This window comes from Paenibacillus sp. GCM10027628 (genome assembly GCF_042676385.1).
Taxonomy (GTDB): domain Bacteria; phylum Bacillota; class Bacilli; order Paenibacillales; family NBRC-103111; genus Paenibacillus_E.
The window spans coordinates 1-19,962 of the sequence record NZ_JBHTHA010000019.1; the positions used below are offsets into that span (position 1 = coordinate 1).

At 41.8% G+C, this 19,962-nt stretch carries 20 protein-coding genes; 13 read left to right on the forward strand and 7 right to left on the reverse strand.

The window, feature by feature from the left end; genetic code table 11:
- Positions 1-225: 225 nt before the first annotated feature.
- From ACFQZT_RS16675 to ACFQZT_RS16690, 4 genes are all read left to right on the forward strand, one after another.
- A complete protein-coding gene (locus ACFQZT_RS16675; RefSeq protein WP_379301800.1) occupies positions 226-795 on the forward strand; it encodes a hypothetical protein in 570 nt (189 codons plus the stop codon).
- A 38-nt stretch (positions 796-833) separates the two neighbouring features.
- Complete coding sequence (locus ACFQZT_RS16680) at positions 834-1,319, forward strand: DinB family protein (RefSeq protein ID WP_379301836.1); 486 nt, start codon at positions 834-836, stop codon at positions 1,317-1,319.
- A 191-nt stretch (positions 1,320-1,510) separates the two neighbouring features.
- Positions 1,511-2,122 carry a histidine phosphatase family protein gene (locus tag ACFQZT_RS16685; protein ID WP_379301802.1) on the forward strand — a complete coding sequence of 204 codons (612 nt, stop codon included), beginning with the start codon at positions 1,511-1,513 and terminating at the stop codon, positions 2,120-2,122.
- A gap of 78 nt (positions 2,123-2,200) precedes the next feature.
- Positions 2,201-2,449: a hypothetical protein gene (locus ACFQZT_RS16690; RefSeq protein WP_379301804.1), complete on the forward strand. Its 249-nt coding sequence runs from the start codon at positions 2,201-2,203 to the stop codon at positions 2,447-2,449.
- A gap of 479 nt (positions 2,450-2,928) precedes the next feature.
- On the opposite strand, the gene mctP is transcribed toward ACFQZT_RS16690, so the two are convergent.
- The 3 genes from mctP to ACFQZT_RS16705 all read right to left on the reverse strand — a co-directional run bounded on the left by mctP (position 2,929) and on the right by ACFQZT_RS16705 (position 5,369).
- A complete protein-coding gene (mctP, locus tag ACFQZT_RS16695; RefSeq protein ID WP_379301806.1) occupies positions 2,929-4,353 on the reverse strand; it encodes a monocarboxylate uptake permease MctP in 1,425 nt (474 codons plus the stop codon).
- An 18-nt stretch (positions 4,354-4,371) separates the two neighbouring features.
- Positions 4,372-4,581: a DUF3311 domain-containing protein gene (locus ACFQZT_RS16700; protein ID WP_379301808.1), complete on the reverse strand. Its 210-nt coding sequence runs from the start codon at positions 4,579-4,581 to the stop codon at positions 4,372-4,374.
- 185 nt (positions 4,582-4,766) lie between these two features.
- Positions 4,767-5,369 carry an aminotransferase gene (locus tag ACFQZT_RS16705; protein WP_379301810.1) on the reverse strand — a complete coding sequence of 201 codons (603 nt, stop codon included), beginning with the start codon at positions 5,367-5,369 and terminating at the stop codon, positions 4,767-4,769.
- Between the two features lie 236 nt (positions 5,370-5,605).
- Between ACFQZT_RS16705 and ACFQZT_RS16710 the strand changes: the two genes are divergently transcribed.
- From ACFQZT_RS16710 to rlmD, 4 genes are all read left to right on the forward strand, one after another.
- Positions 5,606-5,896, forward strand: a complete 291-nt coding sequence (locus ACFQZT_RS16710; RefSeq protein WP_171682407.1) for a YerC/YecD family TrpR-related protein — start codon at positions 5,606-5,608, stop codon at positions 5,894-5,896.
- Between the two features lie 165 nt (positions 5,897-6,061).
- Entirely contained in the window at positions 6,062-6,835 is a 774-nt protein-coding gene (locus ACFQZT_RS16715; protein WP_379301812.1) for a sirohydrochlorin chelatase, read from the forward strand.
- A gap of 10 nt (positions 6,836-6,845) precedes the next feature.
- The gene (locus ACFQZT_RS16720) at positions 6,846-7,826 is read left to right on the forward strand and encodes a diacylglycerol kinase (RefSeq protein WP_379301814.1); all 981 of its coding nucleotides are present in this window, start codon (positions 6,846-6,848) and stop codon (positions 7,824-7,826) included.
- A gap of 69 nt (positions 7,827-7,895) precedes the next feature.
- Positions 7,896-9,425: a 23S rRNA (uracil(1939)-C(5))-methyltransferase RlmD gene (gene rlmD, locus ACFQZT_RS16725; protein ID WP_379301816.1), complete on the forward strand. Its 1,530-nt coding sequence runs from the start codon at positions 7,896-7,898 to the stop codon at positions 9,423-9,425.
- A gap of 336 nt (positions 9,426-9,761) precedes the next feature.
- On the opposite strand, the gene ACFQZT_RS16730 is transcribed toward rlmD, so the two are convergent.
- From ACFQZT_RS16730 to ACFQZT_RS16740, 3 genes are all read right to left on the reverse strand, one after another.
- The gene (locus ACFQZT_RS16730; RefSeq protein ID WP_379301818.1) at positions 9,762-10,397 is read right to left on the reverse strand and encodes a hypothetical protein; all 636 of its coding nucleotides are present in this window, start codon (positions 10,395-10,397) and stop codon (positions 9,762-9,764) included.
- Entirely contained in the window at positions 10,372-11,262 is an 891-nt protein-coding gene (locus ACFQZT_RS16735; protein ID WP_379301820.1) for a DUF4747 family protein, read from the reverse strand. Before ACFQZT_RS16735 ends, ACFQZT_RS16730 begins: the two co-directional genes overlap by 26 nt.
- A gap of 691 nt (positions 11,263-11,953) precedes the next feature.
- Positions 11,954-12,370, reverse strand: coding sequence for a very short patch repair endonuclease (locus tag ACFQZT_RS16740; protein ID WP_379301822.1), 417 nt, complete (start codon positions 12,368-12,370; stop codon positions 11,954-11,956).
- Positions 12,371-12,485: 115 nt separating this feature from the next.
- Here ACFQZT_RS16740 and ACFQZT_RS16745 point away from each other — a divergent pair, with 115 nt between their 5' ends.
- Positions 12,486-12,959, forward strand: coding sequence for a hypothetical protein (locus ACFQZT_RS16745; RefSeq protein WP_379301824.1), 474 nt, complete (start codon positions 12,486-12,488; stop codon positions 12,957-12,959).
- On the forward strand, positions 12,952-14,580 hold the full coding sequence (locus tag ACFQZT_RS16750; protein ID WP_379301826.1) for a restriction endonuclease: 1,629 nt from the start codon (positions 12,952-12,954) through the stop codon (positions 14,578-14,580). Before ACFQZT_RS16745 ends, ACFQZT_RS16750 begins: the two co-directional genes overlap by 8 nt.
- A 7-nt stretch (positions 14,581-14,587) precedes the next feature.
- Here ACFQZT_RS16750 and ACFQZT_RS16755 read toward each other — a convergent pair whose 3' ends face one another.
- A complete protein-coding gene (locus tag ACFQZT_RS16755; protein ID WP_379301828.1) occupies positions 14,588-15,697 on the reverse strand; it encodes a DNA cytosine methyltransferase in 1,110 nt (369 codons plus the stop codon).
- Positions 15,698-15,838: 141 nt separating this feature from the next.
- Between ACFQZT_RS16755 and ACFQZT_RS16760 the strand changes: the two genes are divergently transcribed.
- From ACFQZT_RS16760 to ACFQZT_RS16770, 3 genes are all read left to right on the forward strand, one after another.
- A complete protein-coding gene (locus ACFQZT_RS16760; RefSeq protein WP_379301830.1) occupies positions 15,839-17,017 on the forward strand; it encodes a hypothetical protein in 1,179 nt (392 codons plus the stop codon).
- Positions 17,018-17,101: 84 nt separating this feature from the next.
- A complete protein-coding gene (locus ACFQZT_RS16765) occupies positions 17,102-17,539 on the forward strand; it encodes a hypothetical protein (protein ID WP_379301832.1) in 438 nt (145 codons plus the stop codon).
- Positions 17,540-17,814: 275 nt separating this feature from the next.
- The gene (locus tag ACFQZT_RS16770) at positions 17,815-19,521 is read left to right on the forward strand and encodes a DUF262 domain-containing protein (RefSeq protein WP_379301834.1); all 1,707 of its coding nucleotides are present in this window, start codon (positions 17,815-17,817) and stop codon (positions 19,519-19,521) included.
- Positions 19,522-19,962: the final 441 nt, after the last annotated feature.

Consider the following 19,962-nt stretch of genomic DNA (forward strand, 5'->3'; position numbering starts at 1 on the left):
AGTAAGTCTTAAGTTATTACGTTAACGGAAACGTTTGTTATTTTCATACAGCATTAATGAAATCTAGCCTATAATAAATACTAACCCCTTTAAAATATAAATCTTAGACTCGCCGTCCGTTGTTGTGGGTCTCTTTTTGCTGTTGACTGAACTAACTGGCAGCATAGTTTAATTAAAAGTGGTATGATTTATATGGATTAAAGTTGTTCATTGTGGGGTTATTAAATGATAAATTTTCTAAATCATTATTTTGATGAATCAACAGGACCTTTTCGAAATTTATCCGATTTAAAGCCAGAAGAAGCGGAAAGAATTCTCAACGAAATTCGAATTCAGAAAAAAGGATTTGCGAGTAAAAGATCAAATGACTATCTTGCAATTCGACGGAGTCTCGAATTAATGGCAAGAGACTTATTTATATTAAAGGGCGGAAAGCCTCTTCGAAGTTATCCTCATTACATGACTGTTGGAGAATGTCCGTGGCTCTTGGAGTGGTTCGAGAAAGGTAAAGAACTACGTATACCTATTACAGAATTCGATCCTTATACTTTAAGCTTTACTTATGGAGACTTGTTTCCAACTATGAGATACCAGGATGGGAAGAAGTACCGAGGTCAGGTATATACGTTAAATGAGATTTACCAGGTAATAAATGAGTTTGGATTACCTCAAGAATGGAATTCTCAAGGTAATAATGGACCGGAAAGGTACATAGAAGTACAAGTTTGGGATGATAAACCATTATCCACGTGGTTGCTTAACTATCGGTTAACGTTAGCTCAACATGAACATTAACCGGCTGCCGCTTATCATTCAGAAGGAGTGTGGAAAGTATATTTCATGTAAAAGATATTTTATCTAATCAGTTGTTAGCAAATGCTAATGACCCTAGTTGGTACCTACCATTTTCTGATGCGGTTGAAAATTTGTCAGAGGAAGTAGCGTTTTGGAAACCTAGTGAAGATAGTAATAGTATCGCTGAAATTGTACAGCATTTACTTTATTGGAATGAAACTTGGCAAACCAGGTACCAAAAATCTCATGTCGATGCAGTGCCTTCCATAGGAAATAATAATAGAAGCTTTATTATTCCCGAAGATCAAAAATTCACTGACTTAAAAGAACGACTAATAGAGGTGATTTTAAAATGGCAAGATCTACTTAGTGAAGAAAAAGTCGAAAGTGATGTATTAGGTTTCCCGGAGGCTGCCAAGTGGTGGGAGATAATCGGAAACGTCTCAACTCATAATGCATATCACATTGGACAAATTTGTTATATTCGGAAGCTACAAAAGAGTTTGAAAGCAGATGCAAACTAAGAAAATTATCCGGAAGAATAAATAGTAGAGGAGCTTGCATCGCGGCAGATCCTCTATTTGTTCATTTAAGTAACTGGCAGGATAGTTTGAATAAAATTAACCGTTGTTCTTATTTTAGATAAGGTGTAATCTGGAAATGTCTTCAAAACGATAAGCCGTAATCGTGTTATGGTAGGAGGAGGCGCTGATTAATGGGCACAACATTCTTTCTTGTTAGGCATGCTCTAAAAGAAAAGGCAATTGGAGACGTACCAATCACGTCTAATGGTGCATTGCAAGCACAATTAACAGCGAGACGTTTTTGTAAATTGCCGATAGCAACCATACTTTCAAGCCCACTCCGAAGGGCAAAAGAAACGGCTGACTATATTGCATTGGAGACGAAATCAAAAATTAATGTGGATGCTCGTTTGCGGGAACGAGCTAATTGGGGGGACTTGCCAGGGCAGACTTTTCATGAGTTTGTCTCGATGTGGGAGCGATGTACACGTGAGCCTGAATATATACCACCAGTTGGTGATTCTGCTATGCAAGCAGGTCAACGTCTATCCTCTTTATTATTGGAATTAGCAACGCGATATCCGCCTCAAAGTAATATTGTAATTGTTACTCATGGAGGATTAATAACTGACTTTCTAGTTCAGACATTCACTAAGTGCGAACTTGATGTTTGGCACCCTGAATTCATATCCGTACAAAGCGAGTTGGTTCCCGAGTGTTCAATAACTACACTTTTTTGTGAAGGTGGAAATTGTAAAATTGAAGACTTTGCATCAGTTGAACATTTAAAAACATTAAGTTAACGGAGAACTTTTCGATAATAACACATATGTAAACACATTTGGATGCTGGAATGAAATAAACCTCGAGAAGGTGACTGAATGACAGGGAAATCGTTTCAGATAACAGGAATTATTTTTATTATTATCGCTGGTATTTTGTATACTCTAGAACGATGTGCCAACTGGATTGCTAACGGTCTTTCAGTACAAGGACTAGAAGTTCATTCTGGGAATGGAAGTTTAGGTCTACCTTGGGTTAGTATGACTGACAATGTATTCGTGACAACGTTTGTGGTTGTTGGGATTGTTATGTTTTTGTATGGATTTCTAAAGAAAAGACAAGATTAAGCCAAAATTAAATTGTTGCGCTAACGAGAGATTTAGTTTAACGATCCAGGAGCAGTTTGCCGCCGCGGCAGCTGCTCCTTCTGGCATTAAGCTAAATGGCAGTATAGTTGAACGGAATAAGTAAGGTAAAGTTATCGAAACAAGAACGAATCTGTATGAATTATCGAACAGAATTATACTCTTTTCTTAAAAAAGCACTAATCTGTATGAATTTTCACACAGAATTATGGAATTTGCTGTTTAAAAGGTATTTATGTATGATTTTTCGAACATATCCTTAGTTCAAACCATGATTGAACTAACGGAGACGATAGTTCCATAATATTGCACTATCCAGGCTGCAGGTGATTCGCTCGGCAGCCTGTTCCGCAAATCGAAAACAGAAACGGAGCCTTGCAAGCTTGAAGGCTCCGTTTTCTTCATTTTATACGTGGCGGGAGTTTCCAATGGAGTGAGTGTTGCTTTGATCTTATGCTACGTCAAAATGATAATCTTGTGGTTGCGTTTCGTCTTTGCCATTTCCGATACCAATCGCACGGAAGATGAAAGTTAGGACGATGGCCACAATGAAATTCAATACTAGGGCGTANAAATGTACCGTATACCATCCCAATCAGCCAGCCAATTACCATGGCCCAACGATTCAACCATCTTGTATATAAGCCGACTACGACCGCAGGCAAGGTTTGAAGAATCCAGATCCCGCCCAGTAGCTGCAGGTTGATTGCGTCCTGTTTGTTCATTAAGAAAATGAACAGCAATGCGCCGACTTTAACAACAAGCGAGAACCATTTTGCAACCTTGGATTCCTGTGTGTCTGTAGCATTTTTGTTGATGTACGCTTTATAAATATTGCGCGAAAACAGGTTGGCCGCAGCAATCGACATGATCGCCGCTGGGACAAGGGCACCTACACCGATTGCGGCGAATCCAAATCCTGCAAACCAGCTAGGAAACATTTTAAGGAACAATTCCGGAATAGCAGCGTTGCCATCCTTCGTCGTGATGCCAGCGGCAATCGCCATAAACCCAAGCAATGCAATGATACCCAGCACGAACGAGTAGGCCGGCAGTAGCGCGGAGTTGCGTTTAATCACATTTCGACTGCTCGAACTGAAGATCCCGATCAAGGAATGCGGGTACAGGAACAAGGCAAGTGCGGAGCCAAGAGCCAACGTCGCATAAGGCGCATAAGCCTTAGGACCAAGGATGACAGCTTCCTTATGCTTGACTGCCGCGGCATCGAAGATCGGACCAAATCCGCCAAGCTTGTAAGGAATATAAATAACGGCTGCAATAACAGTGATATAGATCATCAAATCTTTGACAATGGCAATCGCGGCCGGAGCGCGAAGACCGCTATTAAATGTATAAATCGCCAGTACCAGGAAGGCAATGATAAGCGGCAAGTCGTGTATAAAGCCTGTCCCCGTAAATCCCATGGCATCGAGTATCGCCTGCATACCAACCAATTGAAGCGCTATGTATGGCATAGTAGCCAAAATACCGGTAACTGCGACAGCCAATGCAAGGGAATTGCTTCCAAAACGTCCTTTAACGAAATCCGCTGCCGTAATGTAGCCATGCTTTTTGGCAACCGACCACAGGCGCGGCATAACAACAAATATGAACGGATAAATGATAATGGTATACGGCACAGCGAAAAATCCGATCGCGCCTTTCCCATACATCGAAGCAGGTACGGCAATAAACGTATAGGCCGTATAAAGATCTCCGCCCAGGAGAAACCAGGTGATCAGCGTTCCGAACCTTCTTCCGCCTAATCCCCACTCATCGAGAAGCTCAAGGTTTCCTTGACGCCATCTTGCCGAATAAAATCCGATAACCGTAACTAGTAGAAAAAACAATAAGAAAACGATGAATGCCGTCCAATTAATATTCATAATGACTCCTTCTCTCTCTTATTTTCGCTTCGTAGCGAAATATACGACTGCCGTTAACACTGCGCTGATAATAACCCACAACATTTGATACCAGTAAAAAAATGGCATTCCCGCCAGTGCTGGCTCGGCAGTAGAATAAGATGAAGGCCACAGCATAGCTATAAAAGGAATGATCAGAAGGATGTACCACCATTGGCTGGCCTTTTTTTCATTTTGTTTATTTTGCATGATCAATGTCACGCTCCCTTTCACATTTCGTAAAAAAGTTCATAGGTGAATTTTGCAACATGAAAGCGTTCTCGTCAATATGTTTTTGTATTTCTACGGAGACGGAGAGCGGCAAAGTCAAGCAAAGCAGCGGCAGTCTAAGACTCTATCTCGAGTCCTAGTCCGCCGCAATTATTCATCGTAAATTATCTGCGCTTGCGGGTTCCGGCAGTAGGTCTGCTGCCCGTTCTTTTGCGGGCGGACCCGGATTTTTTGCGGCGTTTGCGCTTGCGGGGAATCAGATCTTCCAATTCTGTATCGGAAGATTTCACCTTGCCTTTGCCGATGGAATTGAAGAGCACCTTCATCATCGGGGCCATTTGCTGAAAACTGGCCATGAACTTCTGCACTTTGCCCATCGTTCCGAGGATGCCGTCAATGCCGCCCATACGCTCTACGAAGCCTTGAATTTGCTTGAAATTTATGCCGCTAAGCGGATTGGATGAACCCCCAGCGCCGCCTCCGCCGCCGAACAGACCGCCAAGCAGTCCGCCGCCTCCACCGCCGCCCGGATTGCCGCCACCGCCAAAGAAGCCGCTGGTATTGCCGCCAGGAGCGCCTCCGAAGAAGCCATTGCCGCCACCGCCTTCAAAAGGAACAGGAAGCCCGCCGCCTTGCGGGAACGGATTGCCGCCGAGACCCGGATATTGGCCGAAGCCATCGCCGATTTGTGGAGCCCCGGTGAAACTGCGTGTGTGCACTTGAGGATCAATGCCGCCATTGCCAATCGTTTGTCTGTGGTTACTCACTCGAATTCACGACCTTTTCATCAGATTAGACTAATATAAGATATGTCACTTGCCTACGAGTGGTATGGACGAATGTCACGGGTTTTGGAAATAGTCGCGATTTACCTCGGTAACGCATAGAAATTTTAACGTTTTGCCAATCTAAAGGAAGGAATTATAGGACTCGTGTCGAAACATACAACAGAGCTTGCTTTACTCATGGGCTACGATGAAGTTCTACCGGGAGTTGATAACGAATGCAATTAAAAAAATTAAACGATAAAGCCATAGACCAGTTATTCGAAGCCATTCTAACGCTCAAAGATATAGAAGAGTGCTATGTTTTCTTTGATGATTTATGTACGGTGAATGAGATTCAATCACTGTCCCAACGTCTGGAAGTGGCGCGCATGCTGCGCAAAGGCTGCACATATAACCAGATCGAAGCCGAGACCGGCGCCAGCACGGCGACCATCTCGCGAGTCAAACGCTGCTTGAACTATGGCAATGACGGCTACGTCCTGACGCTTGACCGTTTAAACCGCTAAGATGAATGTTTATTTCAAAAGTAATAACATCCTGCCTTACCTTGTGTAAAGCGGGATTTTTCATGTTCAATCCTTGGATCCATCCAGGGTCAATTGACATGCGCGAATACATTGGTTAGCATAGGTATCACATGGTATCGTAGGGAACGGATGGGGTCGAACACAATGAGCAAATTTGGCGTACTTGTAATCAGCCACGGCTCTCGCGATGAGGGCTGGGTTAAGCTCGTCGATGATGCCGTATCGGCAGCCCGGATGCCGGCGGGGACGCCGATTTTTGCTTCCTATCTGGAGCTGGTCGAAGGTCGGCTCATTCAAGACGGGATCTATAACCTTGAGGCGCAGGGCGTCACGGATATCGTCGTCGTTCCTTTGTTCGTGTCCTCCGGGAGCACACATATCGATGAAATCAGCTATGCGCTGGGAGTCATTCCGCAGCCTACGCTGCCGACAGATCTGGAGCGGTTCGATATCCGGGCCCGCATTCATTTTACATCTCCGATCGATGACGATCCGGTCATTGCTGAAATTATATATGAGAAAATCAAAGAGCTGTCCGATAACCCGAGCCGGGAGATCGTCCTCCTGGTTGGTCACGGCAGTGTGGAAAAAGGCTTTCATCTAAAGTGGCGCAAAGGGCTGGAACAGCTTGCCGAGCGGTTAAAAGCTTTAGGCGGCTACGACGAGGCGGATGTCGCCATGCTTTTGCCAGATCAAGTGAACCGGAAGATGACGTGGTGGGCTAAGCATAAGCCGGAACATACGGTTGTTGTGGCGCCGCTATTTTTAAGCGAAGGCTATTTCACGAGCAAAGTCATCCCTTCCCGGATGGAAGGGTTCGAATATCGATATAATGGACAGGCGCTTTTGCCTAGTCCGCTGATTTCACAATGGATCGAGAAGCAGATCGCTTCACGAATCACAACTGCGAACAGGTGATGAGAACGCAATGGTCAAAAGAGCAAGACTGATCTACAATCCGACCTCCGGACGCGAGGAAATGAAAAAGCGTTTGCCGGAAATCCTCCAGCGCCTGGAGCGAGGAGGTTTCGAGACTTCGACGCACGCCACCATTGGTGAAGGCGACGCCACACTTGCCGCCGCCGCTGCGGTGGATCGAGGCTTCGATCTGATCATCTCGGCAGGCGGAGACGGCACCCTGTGCGAAGTCGTCAACGGCATGGCGGAAAAGGAGAACCGGCCGCCGCTGGGCATTTTACCACTGGGGACCACCAATGATTTTGCCCGCGCCCTGAATATCCCCAAAAACTGGGAGCAGGCCGTCGACCTGATCGTCCGGCAATACACGCGGGACATCGATGTAGGCAAAATCAACAACCGCTACTTCATCAATATCGCCGGCGGAGGCTCCATGACTGAGCTGACCTACGAGGTCCCCAGCAAGCTGAAAACGATGATCGGCCAGTTGGCCTATTATATGAAGGGCCTCGAAAAATTGCCCCGCCTGCGCCCGATCGAGGTGTTCGTCAAAGCAGGCGAAGCCGAGTTCCATGAGGAAGTCATGCTTTTCCTCGTCGGCAACTCCAACTCCGTCGGCGGCTTCGAGAAGCTCGCGCCGGATGCGAACATGAATGACGGATTGTTCGACGTATTGATATTGCGTAAGTGTAACCTTGCGGAGTTCATTCGAGTGGTGACACTCGCGCTACGCGGCGAGCATTTGAACGATCCGAACGTGATCTACTTCCAAACGGATCGTATCGAAATTAATTCGCCGGACTACGTCCAGCTCAACCTCGACGGCGAGTTTGGCGGCACACTGCCGTGTGTGATGACGAATTTGCAGAGCCATTTACAGATCATCGTGGATGAATCTGGGCAATCTATTTATAAGAAAACGCTGCTTAATACGCTCACGACACCGTTTCAGTTGAAGGGAATTGCGGGTGTGGATGAGGAGTCGGAGTAGGGCGTGGGGAACAGACTACTTCCCAAGACAGTTAAATATTTTAAGTTGCGGAAATAAAGTGAGGGTTTTATGAAAAAGAATCGTTCCGGCCCGCGGCCGGGTGAAGATAAAGATCGCAATGGCGGGGGTAAAGTACAATCAAAGCCAGAATCAAAGGCAAAATCAAATGCTGAGCCAGTATGGATGGCCGATCTGCCGGTGCAGATTGGGCAGCAATATGAGGCTGAGATCATTGGGATCAGCCATGACGGGGAAGGGGTAGGCCGTGTGAACGGCTTTACCCTTTTTGTTGGTGGTGCGCTGCCGGGCGAGCGTGCACTCGTGCGGGTGGAGCACCTGAAGAAGCAGTACGGCTATGCTAGATTGGAGCGCGTTCTGAAGGAGAGCCCGGATCGGGTGGATCCGGACTGCGGGATTTATGAGCAGTGCGGCGGCTGCCAGCTGCAGCACCTTGGTTATGAGGCGCAGCTGCGCGTGAAGCGGCAGCAGGTGGTTGATAACCTAGTGCGGATTGGAAAGCTGCAGGTTGTGGGGGAAGCTAGAGCGACTGAGGGCATTATTGTCCATCCTACGCTCGGGATGTCCAATCCTTGGCGGTACCGCAACAAGGCGCAGGTACCTTTTGGCGAAGAGCAGGGCGGCCTCATCGGCGGCTTTTATGCACAGGGGAGCCATCACATCATCGATATGGATGAGTGTTTGATTCAACACGAGTCGAATGACGAAGTCGTCGCTCGGGTGAAAGAGATCGGAAAGCGGTTAGGGATTACCGCTTATAATGAGGCGCTTCACGCCGGACTGCTGCGCCACGTCGTCGTCAAAGTCGGCTACCGCACGGGCGAGATCATGGTCGTGTTGGTGACCAACGGTAGGGAGATTCCTCGCGCTTCAGAGTGGGTTGACGGCATTCGCAAGGCTCTGCCTGCGGTGAAGAGCATTTGCCATAACGTGAATATGAAACAGACCAACGTTATATTTGGGGATGAGACCCGCGTCCTGTGGGGCAGCGAGGTCATCTATGACTACATCGGCGATGTGAAATTTGCAATTTCCGCGCGATCGTTCTTTCAAGTGAACCCCGTACAAACGGAAGTGCTGTACGGGAAGGCACTTGAGTACGCCGCGCTGACAGGCGGAGAGACCGTCGTCGATGCCTACTGCGGCATCGGCACGATCTCCCTGTTCCTGGCGCAGCGCGCGGGACAGGTGTATGGGGTAGAGATCGTCGAAGAGGCGATCTCCGATGCACGCAAGAATGCCGCGTTAAACGGCATGTCGAACGTGCACTTCGAGGCAGGCCCGGCCGAAGTGGTCCTGCCCGAGTGGACACGTCAGGGTGTCCGTCCTGACGTGATCGTCGTCGACCCGCCGCGCAAGGGCTGCGACCCCGCGCTGCTCTCGACGATCCTCGAGCTTCGCCCGCGCCGCGTCGTCTACGTGTCGTGTAGCGCCTCGACCCTCGCACGCGACTTGCACGTGCTCGCCGACGGCGGCTACACCGTCGCCGAGGTGCAGCCGGTGGATATGTTTCCGCATACGACACATATTGAATCAGTTTGTCTGTTGGTTAATAATACAGATTCTGAGAAATCTTGTTAATGAAGGTTTTTCATATAGGACAGTAGTTTGTCTTAAGTCAGTATAACAGCTTGAATTTGACTACTTGATGTGAAGCTAATGTGAAATGCCGATTATTTCACGAAAAATAAGATAATTCGACATACAAAAATAGAAGAAAGATGCTTGGAATAATGTTACGTGACATTAAGCGAGCAACGACAAAAGAAGTTACGTGAGTTGTTGGATGGATTTAAGGCAGGGGTATTGAGGAGATATCTTTACTCAGAATGATCCCATTGGCACTGGTGCTTGAATCCATCAAAAAAACCAATAAGCACGTGTGATTAGTACGGGCTTGTTGGCAAGACCACAAGTTCATTCACTAAAATAGTGATAATTCAGTAAGAAAAATCTTAGACTAGTTCCTAGAAGCATTATTGTATAAATCATAATAAAGTACATAAAGTAACTCACAATAAAACAGAGAAATGAAAATAATCCAACTGAAAACGGGAAAGAAGTATACGTTATTAGGTACGATATTATTGTTGTAACAAGTGTGAACCCTAGTATTGCCCCTGCAAAATAAAATGTGAAAAGTATTCTGAAAAAATTCAAACCTTTTCCTGAGTCAATAATGTTTTTTAGGATTTTATTATTTGCCATCCCTGCAAGAATTGCAAGTCCTCCAACTAAAAAACCAAGTAAACTGAATAGACCTGCAATAATGATATTGAGTGTATTTCTAATAAAATTTATAGATCCCTCAATATCAATTTTACTTACAGAGAATTGTTCTTGAACTTTTGTTATATTATCAATTTTGAAAACAATGAACAGACATATTACCAAACTTATCATCGCTAAAATAAATGAAACTGCCGCTTCTTTACTCCAATATAAGTCTTTGTACTTCTTAGTCTTACTAAGAAAATGAAAAAACCTATTGTTTTTGTAAAAGTAAGAGATATCCATAGTTTGCGTTTCATTCGTCTCTGTTTTCCCTGACATTATGATTCGCTCCTTCATCACTTACTCTTTGAAGTAATATCTCAGATATACCGGCTCTAGTCTTTTCTTGAACAGTTGGAATTACGTCTTTAGATTGATCGGAAATTGGTTTTGTAAAGGGGGCCTGTTCATCGCTTTTCACTTGTGTATCTTCATCGGAAGTATTCTTGCCTTTAAAATTCATCAAACCATAGCCTTTAGTAACAAATTCAATGAATTTCTTAATATAATCTGATCTAACATCGATACCTTGTTTGGCAGTACCTTTTAAATTTAATTCAAATTTGGTCGAGTTTGTTTCTTTGATTTTCTCAGAACTTGTTCCAAAAAGTTCAGCAAAATCTTCCTTATCGCCATTAGGTGGTATTAACTTTATTGAAACTTCTTTTACATGTTTAAAAACAGATAGCTGCTCGACAAATTTTCTTTTGTTAATTTCAATAAACAATTCAACTTCACCGATATCACAACTTGCTTCAATCAGATTCTTAAACTTTTCGAGAAATAAATTTCTGCTAAAACCTCTTTTTGGAACAAATCCAATTATTTCCCTCCGAATATCGAAACTAAAAGTTATATACCTTGCAGCCTTAGGATCATGTCGCTCTATTACATCATCATTATCTTCATCATAAGAAACATGAACTCCTGGCGCGAAAAGAACAAGGCGCCCGGAAACAACAGAAGTATCTGGATTTTTATCAATCGATATAAATTTATATGTTCCATCCTGATCGGCAAGTATATTATTCGGTTTAATTCCATTATAGATTTTGAACAAAAGTTTTTCTAACAATAGTTCATCATTGTATACATTGTAAATTTCTTCATTAATATTAAATTTTGCAAAATAGACGGTTGACATCTAATATTTCACCTCATGTTATTAAACGACAGAATAACATGAACATTCGACAAAATTTGCTTTATTTCCTTCAATGATACAAATTATTTCCCAAATTTATCAAAATAAACTCCTCACCCATTCTCTTCTACTAAGTTCGTAAACCTCAAGTTGGGGTAACACCTTATCGGGGGATTAATTCTTTCTGAAAATGTTAATATGTGGGAAAACAGTGAACAAAAAAATCATTACTAAAAAAAGAAAAACCTCATTATAGAGATTTTAGAGGCAATTAGGAGACTTTTAAAGAAGGCTTCATCAGTTTATTGTTGATGTGATATATGGGAAAAAGGTGTTTAGGAATTATAAGTTTTGATCTAAGAGGATAAAGATAGAGAGTAAATCCTTATAAATGCTTTAGTCCCAAACATTTACTGAGAAAAATATAAAGCCCGGGGATGCTTTCCCTCGGGCTTATTGTCCGGTGCTTCCGGTACAAAACTAATGTACCATACTTATCCATTTTTGTAAACCTCTTTTTAACAATACACATATTATTTGTTAATGGTTAGTTTGAAGAAAAATTCATTTACATACGTTAAATAATATAAGCATGCAGTAAGGGGGAGTTATAAAGATAAAGTAAGCATAGAGCTGATCAATCTATTCTACTTTTGAAATTTTATATACTAAATACAATGATATTTAATAGCTATCGTTTCTTTCGCTTTTCTACAGCCGTTAATATGGTTTCAATTACTTTTTCCAGCTCTTTTTTTGTTTCGTGTTCCCAAAACCGTAAAACTAACCACCCCCTTGATTCATAGTCTTTGCTTACCTCGAGATCTCTAATTTTATTCCTCTCTATTTTTTTTGACCAATATTCTGTATTACTGGCAGGCATAATAAAATGCTCCTTACATCCATGAAAAAAACAAGAATCTAAGAAGACAACTATTTTATATTTTTTTATGGATATATCAGGTTTGCCAGGCAAGTCCTTAACATTTTTTCGGTAACGCAAGCCTCTTTTCCATAGTGCTTGAAGAACCCTCAATTCCATTTTAGTTCCTGTTGAACGAATGTTTTGCATATTTTTTCGCCGGTCACTCTCTGACAAGTTGTCCATTAAATTACACCTCTTTTAATTGATTATATGACCTAAAAGGGTCATATATATAAGTGATGAAATGGGTATACTTTCCATGAGGCTATTATACATCCAGTAGGAGGAAAATGGCAGCATGTTAGATGAAACACAAGCACTTCAAAGTCTGCTGAAGAAAGCGGCTGTTTGGAAATTCCTTCATAATTTGGATCGGGAATTATATGCTAGCGGTATGAATAATGCGAAGATCAGTAAACTCGTAGGTAATGCAGAAAATTCATTTAATAAAGCGTTGAATAAAGTTAAAGATTTACGTATTTCAACAGTATTACGTATTCTCGCATATACGAACCGGGAACTAGGCTTTAAAGGACAACAACTGATTTCGTTGGACCGGTTGTTCGACGCGGAAATACAGCAAATGCTACTTACTGCAGGTGATTTATCCGGAGAGGAACAGCCCGTATATAACGATGAGATACGTCAGCTTTTTATTGGGCTTCAAGCGCTACAATCGTCAGGTCTTCAAAAAGCGTTAAACCGGGCAGAGCTGGAAGCATATTTGCGATTAAAAAACGAATGGATATTACAGGAGGAGACACATGAGTGAAAGGAAAGTTTGGTTTATTACTAGACCCGAAAGGGATCCGCGTTTTCATGCCGACGCGATGGAAGCTTTGGCTTCTGCGACTAAGCAGTTCACCATTCCATGGAGTGGTAACCGCGATGCGCATATTGAGTACGAAAAGTGTTTATACAGAATTGGTATTAAACGTGAAAATGTGAGTAAAGATGGTTCAGGAGGTCGTACATGGGCTGCTATGATGCGAACATTCGCCTATTGTTATCTGGATGCAGACGGCTTCTTGCAACCGACAAAGTCAGGCCTTAAGTTACTGAAAAGAGATTCCGTGCGTCTTCATACAACGAAACAGATTCTTACATTGCAAATTCCAAATGCTTATTTCTTAGAAGTTGGATTTAAACCAAAATTTGAAGAAGGATTCCGCATCCGTCCTGCAAGGTTTTTACTTAAACTGGTGAATCAGGAGAGGCTTGATTATTATGTAACAAAAGAAGAGATCACATTCTTTGTTCTTACTGCTAAAAGGGATGATGAACTAGAATCAGCTATTAAGCGAATTCTTCAGTTTCGATTATCAAGTGACGAAGGAAAATTTGCTTTGAAAGCAGCAATTGTTGAGCAGTTCGATCATCGCGAGCGTTCCGATAAAGGAGCTCGAGATTTTGAGATCGCACACAGTGATGTGGCTCATACTTTTATGTTGATTTGTGAATACACTGAACTTGCTGAATACATTCGAGGCAAAGCACTGCGTGTTGATCCGTCAAAGAGCGTAGAGTATAAAAAAAGGCTTGAAGAGTTCGATGAGCGATATCCTTTCAATGAGCGGTATAAAATTTCCTTAGAGCAGATGGCTTTGCATAATGGTCTTGACATTGGAAGTTACAAAGCAAACCACTATGGAAGTATTGGCGCAGCGTCAAATAGCAAGAAAACTGAAATTTTAATTAATCGATTGCTGAATGATGTGCCTAATCCAAGTGCCTTGTCTGTAGAAAGTTTGACTGAAATTTTGAGTAGTGAGTTCCCTAGAAAGGATGCTGAAATGATAGCTTTTAATATTTCTCAGACTATATTTACTGAAGTTCGTCCTGAATTTGTTGATTCTTATTTGAATCAGGAAGATGACAGGATGTTTGAAGATCAGACAGGGAATGTTTTGAGAGCGCTAGGATTTGAAGTTGTTATGCGCCCGAAGCCAAAGGCAAAGGCCTCCACTGAAATTGAAATATTAGTTAAATATGGAACGGAATTTTTCGGTATACTTGATTCGAAGAACTATAGACCAAAATTTCCTTTATCTGCAAATTTAGTATCTCATATGGCTTCAGAATATATTCCAAATTATGAAGGGTTTGAAGGTCGAAAAGTTGGTTTTTTCGGATATGTAACAGCGCAAGGATTCAGCGGGGAAAGCAATCTTAGGAAAATTTCTGATTTGGTAAAGAGAACAATTTCAGACAGAGATATTCCAGGGATAATGTTAACGGCACAATCACTGCTAGCATTTCTAAACTATTGCATGGAGGAAAATTTACCCGAAGAGAAACGAGTTAGACTATTTCTGGATGCAGTTTGCAACCAAGGATACAGTACGCCGGAACAATTATTAAAAAAAGTGCGTTCCTTTTCAGGAGCGCACTGAAATGTAGTTATACGGTGACCAACTCCATTGATTCTTGGGCCAAAAGCTGATCAATGTTCCATTTTGATGGGATGTTGTCATATATAACTCCAGCATAGGTTTTTAGTACAGCTTCGATAACAATGCGCGCTCCTTCTGGAGGAACAGCCATACCGACCTGTTGACGTACTTTTTCTTTTGTGCCTTTAAATATGAACTCATCAGGGAATGTTTGTAATCTAGCTCGTTCCCGATTAGTTAGAGCTCGGTGCTCAGACCAATGATACATATGCGTTCCGCCACCTCCGCTTCCAGTAACTGTATAGGAAGGAGAGTTAGGATCTAGCCTGCGGTAAATTTGACTCATTTTTGCGCCCTTTACGTTTAGTCTCAAGGACTCAGGAATACCGTCATACCAAGCGTTTTGCCCCGCGGGAATATGTTTTAAGAATTCAATAACTTTCTCAGTATGTTTGGGCATGTCATGATTATATGCATCTTCCTGAATTGGAGGAATCGTAAGAGCAGCCTCTGAGGTATTGTAAGGATATTGGCGATTTGGACCATGAGTTGGGGCGGGTACTCGGAATTCCTTATTTAAATCATTTCGGAAACCAATAATTAAAATTCGTTGGCGACTCTGAGGAACGCCATACTCCGCAAAGTTATATAAGTGAGGTGTCAGTCGGTATCCAGCTCCAGCCATTTCGGAGAGAATTTGTATAAAGGCTTTCCCATCATTTGCACTTTGAAGACCACCGACATTTTCGGCTATAAACCATTTCGGTTGATAATGATTCAGCACTCTGATCCCATAGGAATAAAGTGGGCCGTAAGTTCCTTCAAATCCCTTTTTCTCACCAACAATACTGAAATCATTGCATGGAAATCCATAAATAAAGGAATCTATCTCACCAAGTTCTTCGATTCTCAAATTTCGGACATCACCATGATGAACTGTTTCTGGGTGGTCCGGGCAAATATTATACGTATAAGTTTCACATGCACTTTCACAGTAATCGTTTGACCAAGCGTGTTGGACGGAAAACACTTCTCCGCCAACTTCTACACGGGCATTCTTAGCTCCCCATGCAAAACCACCGGGACCGTTGAACAGCTCGCCTTTTCGAAAAATCATGTCTCTTTCCCCCTGCTACAACTGACGTATTTAGTATTATATCATTAATTTCACTTTTTATCGATAGATATACGAACGTTAGTTCCAAAGTAAAAGGGGGGAATTAAGTAAAATAAAATAAAAATAAAGAGGACTTATCACATGGAACTTAAGAGAATTCAAGCAGATTGGCAAAATATATTGAACGATCCCGTGGTTACGACTGGGTGCAAGTCAACTTTTTCATATTCTCTTCCAATACATTTGGGGGGGAACACATTATATTTAGTTTTGCCGGAAAAGAAATGGGAAAATCATTTTAAATATGAATCATTTAATTTGAAACAATTATCCCGGGCTGTTAGTAATTATTTGAATCAAGTAATTGATTGCAAGATAATATCATCTAAACCCCAGATTCCAGTATTTGATACTGAACTAAAGGAAAGCGTTGGGTATGCAGTAGAAAGTCTAACCCACATGACGATGAGAGACTTTCAACAGGAGGGAAGAAAAAGAACTCCACAAGACTATATAGTAGATACGATAGAAGGTAAATTATCTGAATATATCTTCAACCGTTTTTTTCAGTTTTGTACAGGCTATTGCTTTAGCGTTGATACCAATATTTATAAGAGTACGACAGAGACAGATGGTGGAAATGATCTTCAGATACTTTACAGTAAAGATTCAAAATATTTATCTAACTTAAAAGTAGATCTTAAAGCAACAAAATCCAAACATATGTGGCTTCTCGTTGAAGAAACCAAAGCAATGGCGGATGTTTATGTGTTAATGCGAATGCAGTTCGTGAATGAAGATGCACTTAACAATGTTTACATTGATATGGAGCAAGTACATATCAAATCGTATAAAAACAATATAAAGGATGAGATTCTGCAAGTACTAAAAGGAAAGTATTCCGGTGAAGTCTCCGGCTTTGCTTATATGAGCGATATTATAGATCCAGTAAACAAAAAACCATGGGTAAAATTTAAGAGAGCGAAAAAAAAGGCATTATTGTTTCCACGGGAATTAGATAAAATAATGGTATCAGATCCAGAAGTAATTTGGGAACTTCAGGAAATATATCGTGATTCATTAACTTTTATGGATACCGAATTGAAAGCTGAATGGAACTACGGAGTTCCAGTTCTAATGCTTAGAAATACGCCTTCAGATTGGAATAATCTTTTTCGTAAAATAACCATAATGATGATCGACTACAAGGATCAGTTATACCCATTGAGATGGCCTCATTTATGGAATCGATCTACAGAAGATGTTCAGAGACAGAAACTAGATGCAACCCGATTGCTCCAGAATTTTAGAAGAGATTAATTTTAAGATATTAATACCGAACTAAATAATATTTGCATCTTATTTTATTTAATTAATATATTAAAATAATGCGGTGATAAAATTATGTCTGTTAAAGATATTGGTTCAGTAAATAAGAGACTTAAATACATTGTTTATTCTGAACTTTTGAAACAGAAATTTGAGATTTTTATTAATCCCCTTGAAGACGCAGGTATTGACTGTGTCATACGATTGAATGACAAAATATATATTGATGTATATATAAAGGTTAGATCTTCAATGGATGAAAATTGGAATACATTTGCTGCAATGACAGTAATGCCTAGAGAAAATGCCATTTATATTTTCTATCTAGAAAAAAACAATAGTTACTGGGTTATACCATCTGAGCATTTAATTAAGATTTCTAAAGTTAAACATCTGGGTAGAGTAACATTTAGTGTGCCAATCGAAGAAGATGATTCAAAACAGATATCTATGAAATATAAAAATAGTGCTGGTTTTGAGCACTTGCGAAATATGAAAACAAAGGTGCATTAATTGGGGAGCAATCTTCAGAGTAACCTCAGAGGATGATTTTATTGTAGTAGCATGGGGAGGATATCCACATGAATCGGACGATTCTATGAAGTCCATCTATAATCGTCGTATTACGGAAGTTGAGCGTATACTAAGTGGAAGAACCGTTTATTACGTTGGAAGAATGGTCGAGAACAATACATTTCCTCTTCATGGCGTGTTATGGTCCTATGATCATTCCATACCATCTATAGATTATAAAAGAAAAGATTAACACCTATCAAAGGAGTGAAAACATGTCGGCGGGAACTATAGAGGCCAATAAGGAAATCCTTCAAAAAATTTTTTCTGAATCATTCTGGTTTGTGATTCCGGAGTATCAACGATCGTACGTTTGGCAAACCGACAATGTGACGGAGCTGGTAGAGGATCTGATCTATGCCTTTGAGCATAAGCCGGGAAATGACTATTTCTTGGGCTCCTTGGTCATGAAGAAGCTGAAGGAAAGTTCGTTCCCTGAATACGAAGTGTTGGATGGGCAACAACGATTGACGACATTCTTCATCATGATGGCGGTGCTGCGCGATCTGATTGAAGTGCCACTATACGTGGATACTTTACAAAAGAAAATTTATCAGGAGGAGAATCTGCTCGAGAATGTCCCGGCAAGAACCCGCTTGACTTATAAAATTCGGGATAAAGTCGAGGATTTTATCGCGAATTATATCATCTTTAAAGGTGGCACGGAAAAAATAGCAGAAATTAAGTCCTACCTTGAGGGAGAAAACGTTTCTCTGGCCAATATGGCCAACACAGTGCTCGTTCTGCGGGAGCAGTTGCAGGATGTCCTGAAGGAGTACGATCTGCAACAGTTCATCCGGTTCATATTCAATAAAGCACTGTTCATTTACGTTTCGACGGAGAATACTGAAGATGCATTTCGTCTGTTCACTATTCTCAACAACCGGGGAATCCCGCTGACTAATGCCGATATTCTCAAGTCGCAGAACGTGGGAAGTCTAACGAATGATAAAGAAAAGAACAAGTATGCTAAAATTTGGGAAGATATAGAAGGGAAGCATGGGGAAAACTTCGACCGGTTTCTTCAGTTTATTCGGACTATCCTCATTAAGGAAAAGGCCCGTACAAACTTGCTTGAGGAATTCACGGAGTTGGTTTACAACGCCAAGACCCCATCGTTGAGAATAGGGAAGGAAACATTCGAATTTGTTCAAAAGTATAATGACATCTATGAGAATATCATTGAACTCCAGAGTTCCGAGTTGAGCAACGGATTCAAAAACCTGTTGACGATCATGAGAATCGGACTACGGTCAGAGGATTGGATCCCGCCTTTGATGCATTATTACGCCAAGTTCGGCAATATCCAAATAGATAAATTTCTGACCAAGTTGGAGTTCAAGTTTACCGGAGATTGGGTCTGCGGTACAACACCTACGATCCGGTTGGATGCCATGAACGCGATTCTAAAGGCGATCGAATTAACCGATGTGTCCGGACTTGACGATTTCCTGAACAAGGATAAGCTCTTCGGTATCGATAAGGAAGAGTTCAGACGAAGCATTTCGGGGAATATTTACAAAAAAACCTATGCCCGCCACCTGTTGCTCAAAATGGAATATTTGCTTAGCGATAATACGGTCCATTTGTCCGGGTACCATTATATTACAGTTGAGCATATCCTGCCGCAAAATCCTCCGGAGCATAGTCAATGGAAGAAGGATTTTACGGATGAAGAACGTGTTTACTGGACCAATAAGCTTGCCAATCTTGTCTTAATCAGCCAGAAGAAGAACAGTGCTTTGAACAACTCTGATTTCGTCGATAAAAAGAAGATCTATTTAAAGAAACGAATCGATGCGTTTCATGCAAATAAGGTGTTTATTGAACAAAATACAGACTGGACACCGAGTGTTCTGGAGAATCGACAGAAACAATTGATCGAATTATTGTCAAAGGCAGAGACTGTGTCTGATTATTAAATCTGGAAGAGCCTGCTCCGGGCTCTACCGGTTTTTTTCATCAAGACCTCAATGCTAAAACCGTTAAATAAAAGGCTTTATCTTCCGTGTCTTTGAGCTTGCTGCTGTCGCTTAAAACCGAAAGTTAGAGTGAGCTTGACCATTATCCTTGACCCTCAAACAATTTCCGTTGGATATTAACATTGTCCACCTGATCCACATTAGTGAAAAAATGAAAGCCTAACAAGTAACAGATGAACTTGCTGGGGAGAAGGAGATTGATCCTCTTTTGTAGTAAATCGTTATTGCAACCATCATGATGCAAAGATAAATCGGATTATCGGAGTTTAACCGATGCCCCAAACGATTAAGGGATAGCGATTCCGGGCTATTCCCTTTTTCGTGTGCGCCCAGCATGGGCGCTATCTATAGGGTTCAAGTCCCGAATGGCGAAGGCAGTAG

Bases quoted from the DNA above. Each gene is read 5' to 3' on its own strand.
- ACFQZT_RS16675 (WP_379301800.1), top strand. From the start codon at position 226: ATGATAAATTTTCTAAATCATTATTTTGATGAATCAACAGGACCTTTT.
- ACFQZT_RS16685 (WP_379301802.1), top strand. From the start codon at position 1,511: ATGGGCACAACATTCTTTCTTGTTAGGCATGCTCTAAAAGAAAAGGCA.
- ACFQZT_RS16690 (WP_379301804.1), top strand. From the start codon at position 2,201: ATGACAGGGAAATCGTTTCAGATAACAGGAATTATTTTTATTATTATC.
- ACFQZT_RS16700 (WP_379301808.1), bottom strand. From the start codon at position 4,581: ATGCAAAATAAACAAAATGAAAAAAAGGCCAGCCAATGGTGGTACATC.
- ACFQZT_RS16710 (WP_171682407.1), top strand. From the start codon at position 5,606: ATGCAATTAAAAAAATTAAACGATAAAGCCATAGACCAGTTATTCGAA.
- ACFQZT_RS16715 (WP_379301812.1), top strand. From the start codon at position 6,062: ATGAGCAAATTTGGCGTACTTGTAATCAGCCACGGCTCTCGCGATGAG.
- ACFQZT_RS16720 (WP_379301814.1), top strand. From the start codon at position 6,846: ATGGTCAAAAGAGCAAGACTGATCTACAATCCGACCTCCGGACGCGAG.
- rlmD (WP_379301816.1), top strand. From the start codon at position 7,896: ATGAAAAAGAATCGTTCCGGCCCGCGGCCGGGTGAAGATAAAGATCGC.
- ACFQZT_RS16730 (WP_379301818.1), bottom strand. From the start codon at position 10,397: ATGTCAGGGAAAACAGAGACGAATGAAACGCAAACTATGGATATCTCT.
- ACFQZT_RS16735 (WP_379301820.1), bottom strand. From the start codon at position 11,262: ATGTCAACCGTCTATTTTGCAAAATTTAATATTAATGAAGAAATTTAC.
- ACFQZT_RS16740 (WP_379301822.1), bottom strand. From the start codon at position 12,370: ATGGACAACTTGTCAGAGAGTGACCGGCGAAAAAATATGCAAAACATT.
- ACFQZT_RS16745 (WP_379301824.1), top strand. From the start codon at position 12,486: ATGTTAGATGAAACACAAGCACTTCAAAGTCTGCTGAAGAAAGCGGCT.
- ACFQZT_RS16750 (WP_379301826.1), top strand. From the start codon at position 12,952: ATGAGTGAAAGGAAAGTTTGGTTTATTACTAGACCCGAAAGGGATCCG.
- ACFQZT_RS16755 (WP_379301828.1), bottom strand. From the start codon at position 15,697: ATGATTTTTCGAAAAGGCGAGCTGTTCAACGGTCCCGGTGGTTTTGCA.
- ACFQZT_RS16760 (WP_379301830.1), top strand. From the start codon at position 15,839: ATGGAACTTAAGAGAATTCAAGCAGATTGGCAAAATATATTGAACGAT.
- ACFQZT_RS16765 (WP_379301832.1), top strand. From the start codon at position 17,102: ATGTCTGTTAAAGATATTGGTTCAGTAAATAAGAGACTTAAATACATT.
- ACFQZT_RS16770 (WP_379301834.1), top strand. From the start codon at position 17,815: ATGTCGGCGGGAACTATAGAGGCCAATAAGGAAATCCTTCAAAAAATT.